The organism is Halomonas sp. BN3-1 (assembly GCF_003056325.1).
Lineage (GTDB): Bacteria > Pseudomonadota > Gammaproteobacteria > Pseudomonadales > Halomonadaceae > Halomonas > Halomonas litopenaei.
The window spans coordinates 15,060-28,998 of sequence record NZ_PYVV01000003.1; the positions used below are offsets into that span (position 1 = coordinate 15,060).

11 protein-coding genes are annotated in these 13,939 nt (G+C 65.1%); 8 read left to right on the forward strand and 3 right to left on the reverse strand.

The features are described 5' to 3' along the window. Window positions 1-39: 39 nt before the first annotated feature. From aceF to C9F12_RS05160, 4 genes are all read left to right on the forward strand, one after another. Window positions 40-2,094 (forward strand): pyruvate dehydrogenase complex dihydrolipoyllysine-residue acetyltransferase, encoded by a 2,055-nt coding sequence (gene aceF / locus C9F12_RS05145; RefSeq protein WP_108448209.1) that lies wholly within the window; start codon window positions 40-42, stop codon window positions 2,092-2,094. A gap of 289 nt (window positions 2,095-2,383) precedes the next feature. Next, complete coding sequence (gene adk / locus C9F12_RS05150; RefSeq protein ID WP_045992828.1) at window positions 2,384-3,040, forward strand: adenylate kinase; 657 nt, start codon at window positions 2,384-2,386, stop codon at window positions 3,038-3,040. Window positions 3,041-3,140: 100 nt separating this feature from the next. Further along, window positions 3,141-3,860: a tRNA (adenosine(37)-N6)-threonylcarbamoyltransferase complex dimerization subunit type 1 TsaB gene (gene tsaB / locus C9F12_RS05155; protein ID WP_045992827.1), complete on the forward strand. Its 720-nt coding sequence runs from the start codon at window positions 3,141-3,143 to the stop codon at window positions 3,858-3,860. A gap of 38 nt (window positions 3,861-3,898) precedes the next feature. Next, on the forward strand, window positions 3,899-4,603 hold the full coding sequence (locus C9F12_RS05160; RefSeq protein ID WP_275886751.1) for a class I SAM-dependent methyltransferase: 705 nt from the start codon (window positions 3,899-3,901) through the stop codon (window positions 4,601-4,603). Here C9F12_RS05160 and plsB read toward each other — a convergent pair. After that, window positions 4,587-7,031: a glycerol-3-phosphate 1-O-acyltransferase PlsB gene (gene plsB / locus C9F12_RS05165; RefSeq protein ID WP_108448211.1), complete on the reverse strand. Its 2,445-nt coding sequence runs from the start codon at window positions 7,029-7,031 to the stop codon at window positions 4,587-4,589. The genes C9F12_RS05160 and plsB overlap by 17 nt on opposite strands. 141 nt (window positions 7,032-7,172) lie before the next feature. Between plsB and C9F12_RS05170 the strand changes: the two genes are divergently transcribed. Beyond that, window positions 7,173-8,285, forward strand: a complete 1,113-nt coding sequence (locus tag C9F12_RS05170; RefSeq protein ID WP_108448212.1) for a phospholipase D-like domain-containing protein — start codon at window positions 7,173-7,175, stop codon at window positions 8,283-8,285. Window positions 8,286-8,381: 96 nt separating this feature from the next. Here the strand turns inward: C9F12_RS05170 and C9F12_RS05175 are convergent, their stop codons facing one another. Then, window positions 8,382-9,119 carry a YecA family protein gene (locus C9F12_RS05175; protein ID WP_108448213.1) on the reverse strand — a complete coding sequence of 246 codons (738 nt, stop codon included), beginning with the start codon at window positions 9,117-9,119 and terminating at the stop codon, window positions 8,382-8,384. Window positions 9,120-9,216: 97 nt separating this feature from the next. Between C9F12_RS05175 and C9F12_RS05180 the strand changes: the two genes are divergently transcribed. The 3 genes from C9F12_RS05180 (at window position 9,217) to C9F12_RS05190 (ending at window position 12,824) form a co-directional block, all read left to right on the forward strand. Continuing rightward, window positions 9,217-9,807, forward strand: coding sequence for a SprT-like domain-containing protein (locus C9F12_RS05180; protein ID WP_045992825.1), 591 nt, complete (start codon window positions 9,217-9,219; stop codon window positions 9,805-9,807). 170 nt (window positions 9,808-9,977) lie between these two features. Continuing rightward, the gene (gene acs, locus C9F12_RS05185; RefSeq protein WP_108448214.1) at window positions 9,978-11,927 is read left to right on the forward strand and encodes an acetate--CoA ligase; all 1,950 of its coding nucleotides are present in this window, start codon (window positions 9,978-9,980) and stop codon (window positions 11,925-11,927) included. A gap of 234 nt (window positions 11,928-12,161) precedes the next feature. Further along, window positions 12,162-12,824: a response regulator transcription factor gene (locus tag C9F12_RS05190; RefSeq protein ID WP_045992823.1), complete on the forward strand. Its 663-nt coding sequence runs from the start codon at window positions 12,162-12,164 to the stop codon at window positions 12,822-12,824. 108 nt (window positions 12,825-12,932) lie between these two features. Here the strand turns inward: C9F12_RS05190 and C9F12_RS05195 are convergent, their stop codons facing one another. After that, window positions 12,933-13,880, reverse strand: coding sequence for a LysR family transcriptional regulator (locus C9F12_RS05195; RefSeq protein ID WP_108448215.1), 948 nt, complete (start codon window positions 13,878-13,880; stop codon window positions 12,933-12,935). Window positions 13,881-13,939: the final 59 nt, after the last annotated feature.

Sequence of the window (13,939 nt, forward strand, 5' to 3'; positions counted from 1 at the left end):
GGTGGCCCGCCTCCGTCAAGAGTTTGAAGGAGCGCGACCTTGAGTAGCGAAATCATCAAAGTGCCCGATATCGGTGGTGACACCGATGTGGAAATCATCGAAGTCGCGGTGTCCGAAGGTGACGTGATCGAGCCGGAAGACACCCTGATTACCCTGGAATCCGACAAGGCCAGCATGGACGTGCCGGCGCCCAAGGGCGGCAAGGTCCTCAAGGTTCTGGTCAAGGAAGGCGACACCGTCTCGGAAGGCGATGACATCGTCGAGATCGAGGCCGAAGGTGGTGGCGACGCCGACGAGGATGCTGACGCCGACGCCGATTCGGCTGAAGAGTCGCAGGCCGATTCCGGCGGCGACGAGCAGGAAGCGCCCAAGTCCGACGACAAGCCGGCACCGAAGAAGAAGAGCGGCGGTGGCAGCAAGACCGTCGAGATCAAGGTGCCGGACCTGGGTGGCTCCAGCGACGTCGAGATCATCGAGGTGGCGGTGTCCGAAGGCGACGAGGTCGGCGAGGAAGACACCCTGATCACCCTGGAGTCCGACAAGGCCTCCATGGACGTGCCGAGCCCCCACGCCGGCAAGTTGGTCAGCCTGAACGTCAAGGAAGGGGATACCGTCTCCGAAGGTGACGTCATCGGCTCCATGGAAGTCGCCGGTGAAGGCGATGATGGCGATGACGACTCTGCCGATGAGTCTGCCGATGAGTCTGCCGATGATAGTGCAGCCGAGTCCGCCGAAAGCGCGTCGGAAGAGCAGGAAGAGGACGATTCCGACGACGAGGCCGCCGAAGGTGGTCGTCAGGAGGTTCGTGTCCCCGACCTGTCCGGTTCCAGCGACGTGCCGATCATCGAGATGGCCGTCAGCGAAGGTGACGAGGTGGACGTCGAGGACGCCCTGATCACCCTGGAGTCCGACAAGGCCTCCATGGACGTGCCGAGTCCGTTCAAGGGCAAGGTGGTGGAGCTGTCGGTGAAGGAAGGCGACAGTGTCTCCGAGGGTGACCTGATCGGCTACATCGAGGTCGCCGGCGCGGCGCCCAAGAAGAAGGCGCCGAAGAAGGACGCTCCCAAGAAGGACGCCCCGAAAAAGGATGCCCCGAAGAAGGACGCGCCCAAGCAGCAGGCGGCGTCCGGTCAGGGCTCTGCGGTGGCCGACAAGCCGCGTGATGCCAAGAGCGTCCACGCCGGCCCTGCGGTGCGCATGCTGGCCCGCGAACTGGGTGTCGACCTGGCCCTGGTGAAGCCCTCCGGTCCCAAGGACCGAGTGCTCAAGGAAGACGTGCAGAACTACGTCAAGCAGGCCATGGCCAACCAGGGCAAGGGCAAGAGCGACGCCGCTGCGGCACCTGCTGCCGGGGGCTCTGGCATTCCGCCGATCCCGGATCAGGACTTCAGCCAGTTCGGCGAGATCGAAGAGAAGCAGATGGGCCGCCTGATGAAGATGGGCGCCAACAATCTGCATCGCAGCTGGGTCAATATTCCCCACGTCACGCAGTTCGACGAGGCGGACATCACCGAGCTCGAGGCCTTCCGCAAGTCGATGAAGGCCGAGGCGGAAGCCCAGGGCGCCAAGCTGACTCCGCTGCCGTTCCTGATCAAGGCGTGCGCCTATGCCTTGAACAAGTACCCGCAGTTCAACGTCAGCCTCAAGGCCGACGGCGAGACCGTGGTGCAGAAGAAGTACGTGCACATCGGTATCGCCGTGGATACGCCCGATGGCCTGATGGTGCCGGTGATCCGTGATGCCGACAAGAAGTCGCTGATCGACCTGGCCAAGGAGTCGGTGGAGCTGGCCAAGAAGGCTCAGTCGAAGAAGCTCAAGCGTGACGAGATGACCGGTGGTTGCTTCACCATCTCGAGCCTGGGCTCCATCGGCGGGACCGCCTTCACGCCCATCGTGAACCCGCCGGAGGTGGCGATCCTCGGGGTCTCCAAGGCGTCGATGAAGCCAGTGTGGAATGGCGCGGACTTCCAGCCGCGACTGATGATGCCGCTGTCGCTGTCCTATGACCACCGTGCCGTCAACGGTGCCGATGCCGCGCGCTTTACCGCGTTGCTGGGACAGTTGTTGACCGACGTGCGTCGCCTTCTGCTGTAATTCAGGCTGAATGCGAGAACAGAACGGCGCCGCAAGGCGCCGTTTCTCGTCCTGCCGTCAGCTCTGACAGCGTGCCATGTGGATGTGCCAGGCCGGGCGAATCGTGACGCTTCTATGACTCCTGACCAAAGTGCAATCTAGATGCCAGCAGCTTGATGTTAAACGCTTTTTCTGCAGGTTTTCGGTGAGTTGCGTGTAACCTCAGGTTGTGTCGCCAAGACGGCACGGGTATTGTTCGCTTAACCCATTCTTCACCCCGACTTTTCGCTTTCTCGAAGGAGTTCCAACGATGCGTTTGATCCTCTTGGGTGCCCCGGGTGCCGGCAAGGGCACCCAGGCCCAATTCATCTGTGAGCGCTACGATATCCCGCAGATTTCCACTGGTGACATGCTGCGTGCAGCGGTCAAGGAAGGCAGTGAACTGGGCCTCAAGGTGAAGGAAATCATGACCACCGGTGGCCTGGTCTCCGATGACATCATCATCGCCCTGGTCAAGGAACGCATCGCCCAGCCTGACTGCGCCAACGGTTTCCTGTTTGACGGCTTCCCGCGCACCATTCCCCAGGCCGATGCCATGAAGGAAGGTGGCGTCAAGATCGACCACGTGCTCGAGATCGCCGTGGCCGACGAGGAAATCGTCAATCGTCTGGCGGGTCGTCGGGTCCACCCGGCGTCCGGCCGCGTCTACCACGTCGACCACAATCCGCCCAAGGAAGACGGCAAGGATGATGTGACCGGCGAGGCGCTGGTTCAGCGTGATGATGATCGCGAGAATACCGTTCGCAATCGTCTGTCGGTCTACCACGAGCAGACCGAGCCGCTGGTGGGCTACTACCAGCAATGGGCCCAGCAGGCGCCAGAAGATGCCCCCCGCTATCATCGCGTGGAAGGCGTGGGCAGTGTCGACGACATCACCCGTCAGGTGCGCGAGGCCCTCGAAGGCTGATCGACCGCACCACGCTTGCTGCATTCGACTCACGGCTCGCCCCAAGGCGGGCCGTGAGTCGTTTATAATGTGCCGGATTCACTACCAGGATGAGCCTGACATGACCTTGATTGTGGCCCTCGATGCCTCCTCGAGCGCCTGCTCCGCGGCCCTGCTGCGTCGCCAGGAGGGTAGCCCGGACGAGGTGATAGCGCGTTTTGCGCAGACCCCGCGAGAGCATACCCGCCGTCTGTTGCCGATGGTCGACGAAGTGCTGGCCGAGGCCGGGGTGGCGGCCAGCGAACTGGACGCCGTGGCCTACGGACGCGGACCAGGCTCCTTCACAGGCTTGCGGATTGCCGCGGGTGTGGCCCAGGGGCTGGCCTATGGACTGGACCGCCCGCTGGTCGGTGTATCGACGCTGGAGGCACTGGCGCTGGGCGGCCACCTGCGCCATCGCTATCGCTACATGGTCACCGCGCTGGACGCCCGCATGGGCGAAATCTACGTCGGTGCCTGGCGGGTCGAGGACGGGCGGCCGTTGGCACTGATGGACGAAGCGGTGCTGCCGCCCGAACGACTGGTGTTGCCCCGGGAGCATGAAGACCATGATTGGGTGGGACTGGGGTCTGGCTGGGCGCTGTGGGATCAGATGCCCGCCGAGATCCAGGCCAGCCTCAATCTGACCGTGACCGATGTCGACCCTGCCGCCGAGGACATGGTGCGCCTGGCCGTCGAGGTCTTTGCCGCAGGCGATGCCCAGCGTCCCCATGACGCCCAGCCCGTCTATCTGCGCGACCAGGTGGCCTGGAAGAAGACCGAGCGGAAGGCGCGTTCGTGAGTGTTCGCCTGAGCCCTGACCTGGCGCTGCCCTTCGTGTTGGACACCGATCCCGAGGCGGCGCTGGCGCTGGAACGGGATGACCAGGGTCGGCTGGTGCTGGTCGGTGACGAGGCCCGCTATGGCAAGCCGCTGTGGGTGGACTTCGTCGGTGGGCGAGCCGGCCACCGACGGCGTTTCGGCGGCGGGCGCGGTCAGCTGGTGGCTCGGGCCTGTGGTCTGGCCAAGGGCGTCACCCCGAGCATCATCGATGCCACCGCGGGTCTAGGCCGTGACGCCTTCGTGCTGGCGAGCCTGGGCGCCGAGGTGCTGCTGATCGAGCGGGTAGCCGCGATTGCGGCCCTGCTGGATGATGGACTCCAGCGTGCCCGGGAGGATAGCGACACTCAGGAAGCGGCGGCGCACATGCACCTTGCCCACGGCGACAGCAGTCGTGAGCTTGGCGCCATCGTGGCAGCGGCCGGGGTAGCCCCGGAGGTGATCCACCTGGACCCGATGTTCCCCCACCGCGACAAGTCGGCCCTGGTCAAGAAGGAGATGCGGCTGTTTCGCGAGTTGGCGGGGGACGATGACGATGCACCGCGGCTATTGGAAGCGGCGCTGGACGTCGCCAGCCACCGCGTGGTGGTCAAGCGTCCGCGCAAGGCGCCTGCCATAGCAGGCCCCGAGCCGAGGCATCGACTCGAGGAGAAGACCAGCCGCTACGACATCTACGTGCACCGCTCGCTCAAGGCTGAGCGCTGACCTCCGAGGGAGTCTCGATGGCCTCCTCGCGGTGACGGCTGATCAACGCCAGCCGCCGTCGCAGCGAGGCGTCGAGCAGGCGTGAGGCCCGCTGGGCCGCGCGCTTGAGGCACTCGTCGAAGTGCAGCCGGTCCTGCTCGAGCCACACCCAGCCTTCCTGTTCCAGGGTATCGATCAGGGTCTCGAACAGCTTGGGGTCGAAGAACTCCGGTGCCTCGCGGCCGCTGAGCAGTCCAAGGCGCTCCGACAGCGCACGCGAGCGCTCCTTCAGGGTGGCCCGGTCCAGTGCCCCCGATCCGGATCGCAGCAGCACCTCGATCAGCAGGGCGTTGCGCTCCAGCGATGGCTGGATCATGCGGCCGATCAGCTCGAGGCGTTCTCTGCCTTCGAGGCTTTCCACCGGCGTAAAGCCTTCGCCATGGCGCTCCAGCAGCCCCAGGTCCACCTGGACGGCAAGAATGGCCGCGAGGCGTTCTTTCATGTCCGCGCTTTCATCGACACAGAACTCCCGGGCCAGCGGTGGCCAAAGCGGCGTCAACAGGTCGCAGAGTTCGTGGAGGCTGCGTTGGTGGCGGCTGCGAAAGGCGAAGGCGACCAGCGCCGGCAGGGCGAACAGGTGCAGCACGTTGTTGCGATACCAGGCCAGCAGCGCCGCCTGCTCGGGCGTGGCGCTGACGATGTCACCAAGGCTATGGGCGTGGCGCTCGACCATGTCCAGGTCCACCGCCCTGGCGATGCAGGCTTCCGGAGACTCGTCGGGCAGACTGGGTCTTTCGCCGCAGGCGGGGCTGTCGGCCAGGCGACAGAGCAGGGCGAGCTGGTCTGTCAGGGTGGCGTACTCCAGGGCGCGGTGCGGGGACGAGAGTAGCGCGAGGCCTGTCAGGTTGATGGCATTCAGCGCCGCCACCCGGTTGATGCGCCGGGTCAGGGATCTGCCAAGCGTGGTGACCGTCGGTGCCAGCCAGTCGGGGCGCGGCGATTCGTCGTCTCGCCAGCCAGGGGCGTGGCTGTCGAGAAAGCCCCCGATGGGCAGCGGCTCGCCGATATTGACCGATACCCGGCCGTAGGGCTCGCGCAGACGTCCGAGCACCCGCAGCAGATCCAGCGGGGACTCCTTGCGCTTCTTGCCACCGCCCAGTTCGCGCTGGTAGCTGGAGTTCTCGAGAATGCGCTCGTAGCCGATATAGACCGGAACAAAGACCATCGGCCGCTCGTCGACCCGCTGGCAGCGCAGGAAGGACCGCAGTGTCATCGCCAGCATGCCGGGACGAGGCGTGAGCATGCGACCGCTGCGGGAACGACCGCCTTCGATGAAGTACTCCATCGGATAGCCCCGGGCCAGCAGGCGGTGCAGATATTCGTTGAACACCGCGCCGTAGAGGCGGTTGTCGCGAAAGCTGCGACGCAGGAAGAAGGCGCCACCACGTCTCAGCAAAGGGCCGATCAACGGCATGTCAAGGTTGCGTCCTGCGGCGATGTGGGGCGGCATCAAGCCTTCGCGGTAGAGCACGTAGGACAGCAGCAGGTAGTCGATATGGCTGCGGTGGCAGGGCACGTAGATCAGGGTGTGATCCTCGGCCAGGGCCTTGACCTCTTCCAGACCATTGACGTCGACGCCGTCGTAGAGCCGGTTCCACAGGCGCTTCAAGGCGCCGGCCAGAAAGCGCAGCACCGGATAGGTCATGTTGGCCGCGATCTCGTGGCCATAGCGTCTGGCGCGTCGCTTGAGTCGTTTGCGTGAGCTGGCCTTCTCTGCCAGTTGGTCGATCTCCCGACGCACCTCGTCGCTTGCCACCACTCCCTGAATCATCGTGCTGCGGTGCGACAGGTCCGGCCCCAGCACCCGCGTACGCACCCGGCGAAAGTGTACCCGCAACAGCCTTGCCGCCTTGCGGTTGGTGCGTGGGGCGTCACCGTCATGCAGTTCTTCGAGGTGCAGCGGGGCGCCGAACTGGATTTCCACGTCGCGGCCGTTGACCAGCACCGACAGCGCTCGCCGCAGTCGTCCGGTCAGGCGCCAGCTGTCCGCTGCCAGCAGATGCCAGAGACCGAAGTCCTTGCCCGGGGCTCGCCCCCAGAACACACTGACGGGCACCAGCTGTATCCGGGTGTCGCTGGTGATCAGCTCGGTGAAGGGCGCGACACCGGTGGCTTGGCCCGGCCACAGCCGGAACCGGCGTGCCGGCAGCGCCACGCAGCGCGGCAGGTTGCTGTCGGGCAGCGCCAACCGGCCACGCGCCGGGGGCAGGCCATGACGTTGGCAGTAGCTGTCCAGCAGCAGGGCGTCGCTCAGCGAGGGACGCGGTAGCACATAGAGCGTCGGCAGCTGCGGATCCAGCGCCAGTTTATCCGGCGTCGGTTCCGCCAGCCGAACCTCTGTCCACAGTTCGATGAGTCGGCGCAGCGGTGCGCGAAGCATGCCAGGCATAGCAATTCCGTTGTTCGGGGCAGTAGGCGAGGACCGTCTGCGGGCCATCCATGTCGTGCCGTCAGTATAACGATCGGTTAGGGTGGCGCCATGATCTGCTTGATATCCGGTTGATATGACACCGCCAGGGAGACGTGCAGCATGACCACCGCGTGGCGACAGCATAATCGCGTCGATCTATTGCCGGAGGCCGATCGCTTCCTGCCGGCGCTGTTCGAGGCGGTGGCCGAGGCCCGTCAAAGCGTGCTGATCGAACTTTATCTGATGGAGTCCGGCGAACTGGCCGACCGCGTCATCGAGGCGCTGGTGGCCGCATCGCAGCGCGGCGTCGCCGTCTATCTGCTGTTGGACGGTTTCGGCGCCATGGGGCTTTCAGGCCAGGATCGAGAACGCCTGGTCGCATCCGGCGTGTGGTTGCGGGACTTCAACCCGCTGGGCTGGCACTCGCTGGGACGCAACGTCAGTCGTGATCATCGCAAGCTGGTGGTGGTGGACCAGCGCCTGGCCTTTACCGGGGGCTTTGGCGCCGTCGATGAGTTCCTGGCGGCCTGGTTCGAGGTGGCCGTGCGTGTCGAGGGCCCGGTGGTGGACGACTGGGTGGCACTGTTTGCCCAGGTGTGGAACTCGCCGTTGACCAGAGGCGCCCCGCAGGCGCCGGCGCTGCCTCCGTCGAGTGGCGAGAGGCGCCATGACCCTGGAGTCAGGGCACGGGTGATCTGGGGGCGGGGTTACCGCTTTCAGGCCATTCGCCACTCACTGCAGGAACGAATCGCCCACGCCGAACGGCGCCTGTGGCTGTGTACGCCCTACTTTGTGCCCACCCTGGGGCTGAGGCTCAGGCTGCAGCGCGCGGCGCGCAAGGGCCGTGACGTGCGCCTGCTGCTGCCAGGACGGGACCACGACCATCCCGGTATTCGCTACGCCGGGCAGCGCTTCTACTCCCGGTTGCTGCGGGCGGGGGTGCGCATCTACGAGTTCCAGCCAAGCTTCATTCACGCCAAGTTCGTGGTCGCCGATGACTGGGTCAGCCTGGGATCCTGCAATTTCGACCACTGGAGCCTGCAGTGGAACCTCGAGGCCAATCAGGAGGTCGAGGACGCCGTTCTGGCCGACGAGGTCGCGGCGCTGTTCGAGCGCAATTTCGCGGCGAGTCGGGAGATCACCCGGGAAAGCTGGGCGCGCCGCCCCTGGTGGGCCAGGATCAGGACCTGGCTGTACGGCACCCTTGATGGTTGGCTGACCCGCTTGCGCTGAGGCGCCGGCTATCGCTTGCTCCGGTGCTGACCAGCGCCTGGCCTGTGACTCGCTATCGCTTGGCCTGTTCTTCGCTAGCGCTTGGCCTGTTATTCGCTATCGCTTTCCTTTGGGGCCTTTGGCCTGGGATCTGCCCTGGCCGCCCTTGCCCTTGTTGCCTTGGCTCTTGTTGCCAGGCCCCTTGTTGCCTGCCTTGCCACCCCTGCCGCCGGCTGGCGCCTTGCCGCGGGGCTTGGGCTTGGGGGTGTCCGGCGGTACCCGGAAGTGCAGGTACAGATCCAGCACCAGTTCCGGCAACTGACCGACCAGGCGCTCGAGTCGCTCGCCTTCCCCGGCCAGATCGGCCATGTCGGGCTCGTCGGCGAACAGTCCCGACAGCGCCATGAAGGGCAACAGCAGTGTGGCCACGGTTTCTTCATCGCCCTCGAACCAGGCGGCCTCGTCGAGGAAGACGCCTTCCATGAAGCCGGCACACCAGTCGCCGATCGGCGTCTCTTCCGCCGCCATGCCGTCCAGCGTCAGCTCGAAGGGCAGCTCGGGAAGGCCGCCGCCTTCCAGCACGCCGATGGCGTTGGTCCTGAGCTGCTCGAGCAGGCCCAGGATGATCTCCCTTTCCTGGTCGCTTTCGAACTCGGGGGTGCCGTGGAACAGCTCCGCGACCCAGGCGGCAGCCTCGACATCCCGCGGCGCCACCGCCAGCGCGACCAGGAAGCCGTGGGCGCCGATCAGGTCCAGCGCATCGGGACCGGCGCGCTCCTCGAGAAAGTCATCGAGCAGGTCCAGAGCGTCGTCTTCGAGCAAGGGGAGGGGGAGCGGCGTTTCGGCGTCGGACATGGGGCGCTCACTTGGCGAGGGGATGACTGGACGGTGGTCTTTACCGTCCCCGTTCGAGGCGGCATTCTAGCACTCCTTTACCTACTCTGACTGCGTCATGACCTCGACCCGGCCATCAATTCGCCCGCGCGCTCGCGGTGACTCTCCCACCCCGGTGTTGCCCGACGTCGACGACGCCTGGCTTCAGTCACTCGACGTCGCCGCCCTGCGCCAGGCGCTGATGGCAAGAGTCGTGGAGGCGGTGGCGCTGTGTCGTGACTATCATCCTGGGCTGCCGGAGCCGAAGGTGTGGTGCGATCTGCGCGGCAAGGGCGCAGGGCAGGCCCACTTCGGTCGCGGCGGACTGCGCTTCAATGGCCAGCTGCTGGAAGAGAACCGCCACGCCTTCTTCACCGAGGTGGTGCCCCACGAGGTGGCCCACTGGCTGGTCTGGCACCTGGAAGATGGCCCCACCTTTCGCCCCCATGGCAGGGAGTGGCAGACCGTCATGCTCAGGCTGTTCGGCTTGGCCCCCCGGGTCACCCATCGCTTCGATACCGCCCGCTCGAGCCCTGTCCCGTATCGCTATCGCTGCGCCTGTCGCGAGCACGGATTCTCGGCACGGCGTCACGCCAACGCCCAGGCCGGTCAGGAGTATCGCTGCCGGCACTGTCGTGGCCGACTGTGCCTGGTTGGGAAGAAGTGCTGAAATTTGTGCTTAAGCTATTGTTATAAAATAAAAAAATAGTCATACCAATGTCTAAGGGGAAACCCTGGCCTGGCGACGTTATGCTGGCTGTCAGGTTATTCGCGCCGGTCGGTCTCTCTTATTCAGGCGGCTGGCTCTTCACTTCGATGGGTATCCAAGGACAGAGCACCATGAGCGATCATCAGCACGTCTATCCGGTTTCCGATGCGTTTGCCAAGACCGCCTGGGCCGACAAGGCCACCTACGACAAGCTCTATCGGCAGTCGGTGGAAGATCCCGAGGGCTTCTGGAAGGAGCAGGCCGCGCGCCTTGACTGGATCAAGCCGCCGCAGACCATCAAGTCGGTATCCTTCGCCAGCGACAATGTCGATATCCGCTGGTTCGAGGATGGCACCCTCAACGTGGCGGCCAACTGCCTGGATCGACACCTCGACAAGCGTGGCGACAAGCCGGCGATCATCTGGGAAGGGGACGACCCGAACGAATCTTCGGTGATCACCTACCGCGAGCTGTACGAGCGTACCTGCCAGCTGGCCAACGCCCTGAAAGGAATGGGGATCGGCAAGGGTGACACCGTGACCCTGTACATGCCGATGATCCCGGAAGCCGCCATGGCCATGCTGGCCTGCGCCCGTATCGGTGCGGTGCACTCGGTGGTGTTCGGCGGCTTTTCTCCCGACGCCCTGGCCCAGCGGGTCAAGGACGCTGCCTCACGGGTCATCATCACCGCCGACCAGTCCGTACGCGGTGGCAAGCAGGTACCGCTGAAGGACAACGTCGACGCCGCCCTGACCCGTGACGGCACCGACGTAGCCGAGAAGGTGCTGGTGGTCAAGCGCACCGGCGGCGACATCGAATGGCACGAGGGGCGTGACGTCTGGTACCACGACGCAGTGGCCGACCAGGACACCGACTGCCCCGCCGAAGAGATGGGCGCCGAGGATCCGCTGTTCATCCTGTATACCTCCGGCTCCACCGGCACCCCCAAGGGGCTCAAGCACACCACCGGTGGCTACCTGACCTACGCCAGCCTCACCCACCAGTACGTGTTCGACTATCACGAGGACGAGGTCTACTGGTGCACCGCGGACGTGGGCTGGGTCACCGGCCACAGCTACATCGTCTATGGGCCCCTGGCCAACGGTGCGGTGACCCTGATGTTCGAGGGGGTGCCGAGCTATCCGACCCACGGCCGGATGGGCGAGATCGTCGACAAGCACAAGGTCAATATTCTCTACACCGCCCCCACCGCGGTGCGCGCCCTGATGGCCCACGGCGACAAGGTGATGGATTCCAGCTCGCGGGATAGCCTGCGCCTGCTTGGCTCGGTGGGCGAGCCGATCAACCCCGAGGCCTGGGAGTGGTTCTACCGGGTGATCGGCAACAGCAAATGCCCGATCGTCGATACCTGGTGGCAGACCGAGACCGGCGGCATCATGATCACCCCGTTGCCCGGTGCCATCGACCAGAAGCCGGGCTCCGCGACCCTGCCGTTCTTCGGGGTGCAGCCGGCGCTGGTGGACAACGAAGGCAAGCGCCTCGAGGGCGCCACCGACGGCAACCTGGTCATCCTCGATTCCTGGCCGGGACAGGCGCGCTCCATCTGGAACAATCACGAGCGCTTCATCCAGACCTACTTCTCCACCTACGAGGGGACTTACTTCACCGGTGACGGCTGTCGCCGTGACGAGGACGGCTACTACTGGATCACCGGCCGGGTGGACGACGTCCTCAACGTGTCCGGTCACCGCATGGGCACCGCCGAGATCGAGTCCTCGCTGGTGGCACACTCAGCGGTGGCCGAGGCCGCCGTGGTGGGCTTCCCCCATGACATCAAGGGGCAGGGTATCTATATCTACGTGACCCTCAACGACGAGGCCGAACCCACCGACGAGCTCAAGAAGGAACTGACCCAGTGGGTGCGCAAGGACATCGGCCCGATCGCCTCGCCGGATCATATCCAGTGGGCACCGGGACTGCCCAAGACCCGCTCGGGCAAGATCATGCGCCGGATTCTGCGCAAGATTGCCGCCAATGAGTGCGATGGCCTCGGTGACACCAGTACCTTGGCCGATCCCTCGGTGGTCGAGGATCTGATCGAGCACCGCGCCGCCAAGTAAGGCTCATGGCGTAACAGCAGGTCCCGCGGGCCGGCTGCCGGAAACTTCCGGCGCCGGCCCGTTTTTGCATAGTGATGGAGGCCGCAGAGTCGGCACCACGGGTAGCCGTTGAGGATGCTTGCGTCAGGGCGCTTGGGAAAGCCGGCAACCATGGGGTAACATGCTGTGCAAACAAGCGTCTTGCGTTGCGGCGTCCAGGCCTGACACGCTGCATCGGAATCCGGAGGAGAGTCCATGGCCTTTGCCCAGAAATTCATCGTAGCCGATGATCATCCGCTGTTCCGTGCCGCCCTGACGCAGGCGCTTCGCCAGCTCGCGCCCCAGGCCGAAATCATCGAGGCCGACACCATGGAGGCCACCTCGGACGTGGTCATTCGCCACCCCGACGCGGACCTGATCCTGCTCGATCTGCACATGCCCGGGGCCCACGGCTTCTCCGGGCTGATCCAGCTGCGTGGTCAGACCCCGGATGTGCCGGTGGCGGTGGTATCCGGCAGCGATGAAGTGCACGTCGTGCGCCGCGCCATCGACTACGGTGCCTCGGGGTTCATTCCCAAGTCCTCGTCGCTGGCGTTGATCGCCGAGGCGGTGGGCGAGATCCTCGACGGCGAAGTGTGGCTGCCGGAAGAGATGGCTGACGCCCTGGGTGAGGCCAACGAGGAAGAGGCGCGCTTTGCCGAGGCCATCGCCTCGCTGACGCCTCAGCAGTTCCGCGTACTCAACATGTTGACCGAAGGCCTGCTCAACAAGCAGATCGCCTACGAGCTGAACGTCTCCGAGGCCACCATCAAGGCCCACGTGACCGCCATCCTCAGAAAGCTGGGCGTGCACTCGCGCACCCAGGCGGTGATCGCTGCCCAGAAGCTCGAGGTCGAGCCACCCAAGGTCGAATCCTGACGCGGTTGCTTGCGCATCGACGACACCCCGCCCAGGCGGGGTGTCGTGGTTCTGGGGCGGGGGCCCAGTCCTATGCTGGCGCCGGCCCTGGTGGCAGCCAGCCGGTGTTCATTCGACGTCGTCCGGCAGCACCAGCCGGTCATGGCGTCCCATCAGAAAATCCTGATTCATTGCCAGCGCCTCGCGCAGGAAGTCCCACAGCAGACGCACCCGGGCAAGCTGGCGCTGCTCCTGCCGGGCGGTGATCCAGAACTGACGCACCACCGACACTTCGTCCTCCAGCAGCGGCATCAGCCCGTCTCGTCCCGCCGTCATGAAGCACGGCAGAATGCCCAGGCCTGCGCCGCTCTCGGTGGCCATCATCTGGGTCGTCACGCTGGTGCTGCGAAGCGCAAAGTGGGTCTGCTGCGCCTGTTGCACCTGCGGCGACAGCAACGGATCCAGGTAGTTGAGCTGCTCGCTGAACAACAGGTCGTCCACGTAGCCGATCAGCGGATGTGTGCCCAGCTGGGCAAGCTGCTGCGGTGCCCCGTGGCGTTCGACGTAGTGCCTCGCCGCGTAGAGCTTGAGCCGATAGTCGCACAGTCGTGAGGTGACCAGGCCGGGATTGCCCGGTCGTTCGATGGTGATCGCCAGGTCTGCCTCATGGCGGCTGAGATTGACCACGCGAGGCAGCGCCAGCAGGTCCAGGGTGAGGCCGGGATGACGCCGGCAGAAGGCGCTGAGCAGCGGGGCCACCACCCAGGTCCCGAAGCCTTCGGTCACGCCAAGTCGGATCTGGCCCTCCAGGCGCAGGTTCTGATCGGTCAGGCTGTCGGCGGCCTCGTCGGCGTGTCGGGCCATCTGTTCCGCGTGGCTCTTCAGACGTTCGCCGGCGGGAGTCAGGCGGTAGCCGTGGGTGCTGCGTTCGAACAACTGGGTGTTGAGTCGCTGTTCGAAGCGGCGGGTTCGCCGCGACAGGGTCGAGTGGTCAACGCCCAGCCGTCGGGCGGCGTCGGACAGGCGGGCATGCCTGGCCACCTCGAGAAAGACCTGAAGATCCTGCCAGTCGAGCAAAAATCACCTCCGCTGAGCGACGACGTCGTGGACTTCGATGTGTTTGTGGTTGTGCATCA

Bases quoted from the DNA above. Each gene is read 5' to 3' on its own strand.
- adk (WP_045992828.1), top strand. From the start codon at position 2,384: ATGCGTTTGATCCTCTTGGGTGCCCCGGGTGCCGGCAAGGGCACCCAG.
- tsaB (WP_045992827.1), top strand. From the start codon at position 3,141: ATGACCTTGATTGTGGCCCTCGATGCCTCCTCGAGCGCCTGCTCCGCG.
- plsB (WP_108448211.1), bottom strand. From the start codon at position 7,031: ATGCCTGGCATGCTTCGCGCACCGCTGCGCCGACTCATCGAACTGTGG.
- C9F12_RS05170 (WP_108448212.1), top strand. From the start codon at position 7,173: ATGACCACCGCGTGGCGACAGCATAATCGCGTCGATCTATTGCCGGAG.
- C9F12_RS05175 (WP_108448213.1), bottom strand. From the start codon at position 9,119: ATGTCCGACGCCGAAACGCCGCTCCCCCTCCCCTTGCTCGAAGACGAC.
- C9F12_RS05180 (WP_045992825.1), top strand. From the start codon at position 9,217: ATGACCTCGACCCGGCCATCAATTCGCCCGCGCGCTCGCGGTGACTCT.
- acs (WP_108448214.1), top strand. From the start codon at position 9,978: ATGAGCGATCATCAGCACGTCTATCCGGTTTCCGATGCGTTTGCCAAG.
- C9F12_RS05190 (WP_045992823.1), top strand. From the start codon at position 12,162: ATGGCCTTTGCCCAGAAATTCATCGTAGCCGATGATCATCCGCTGTTC.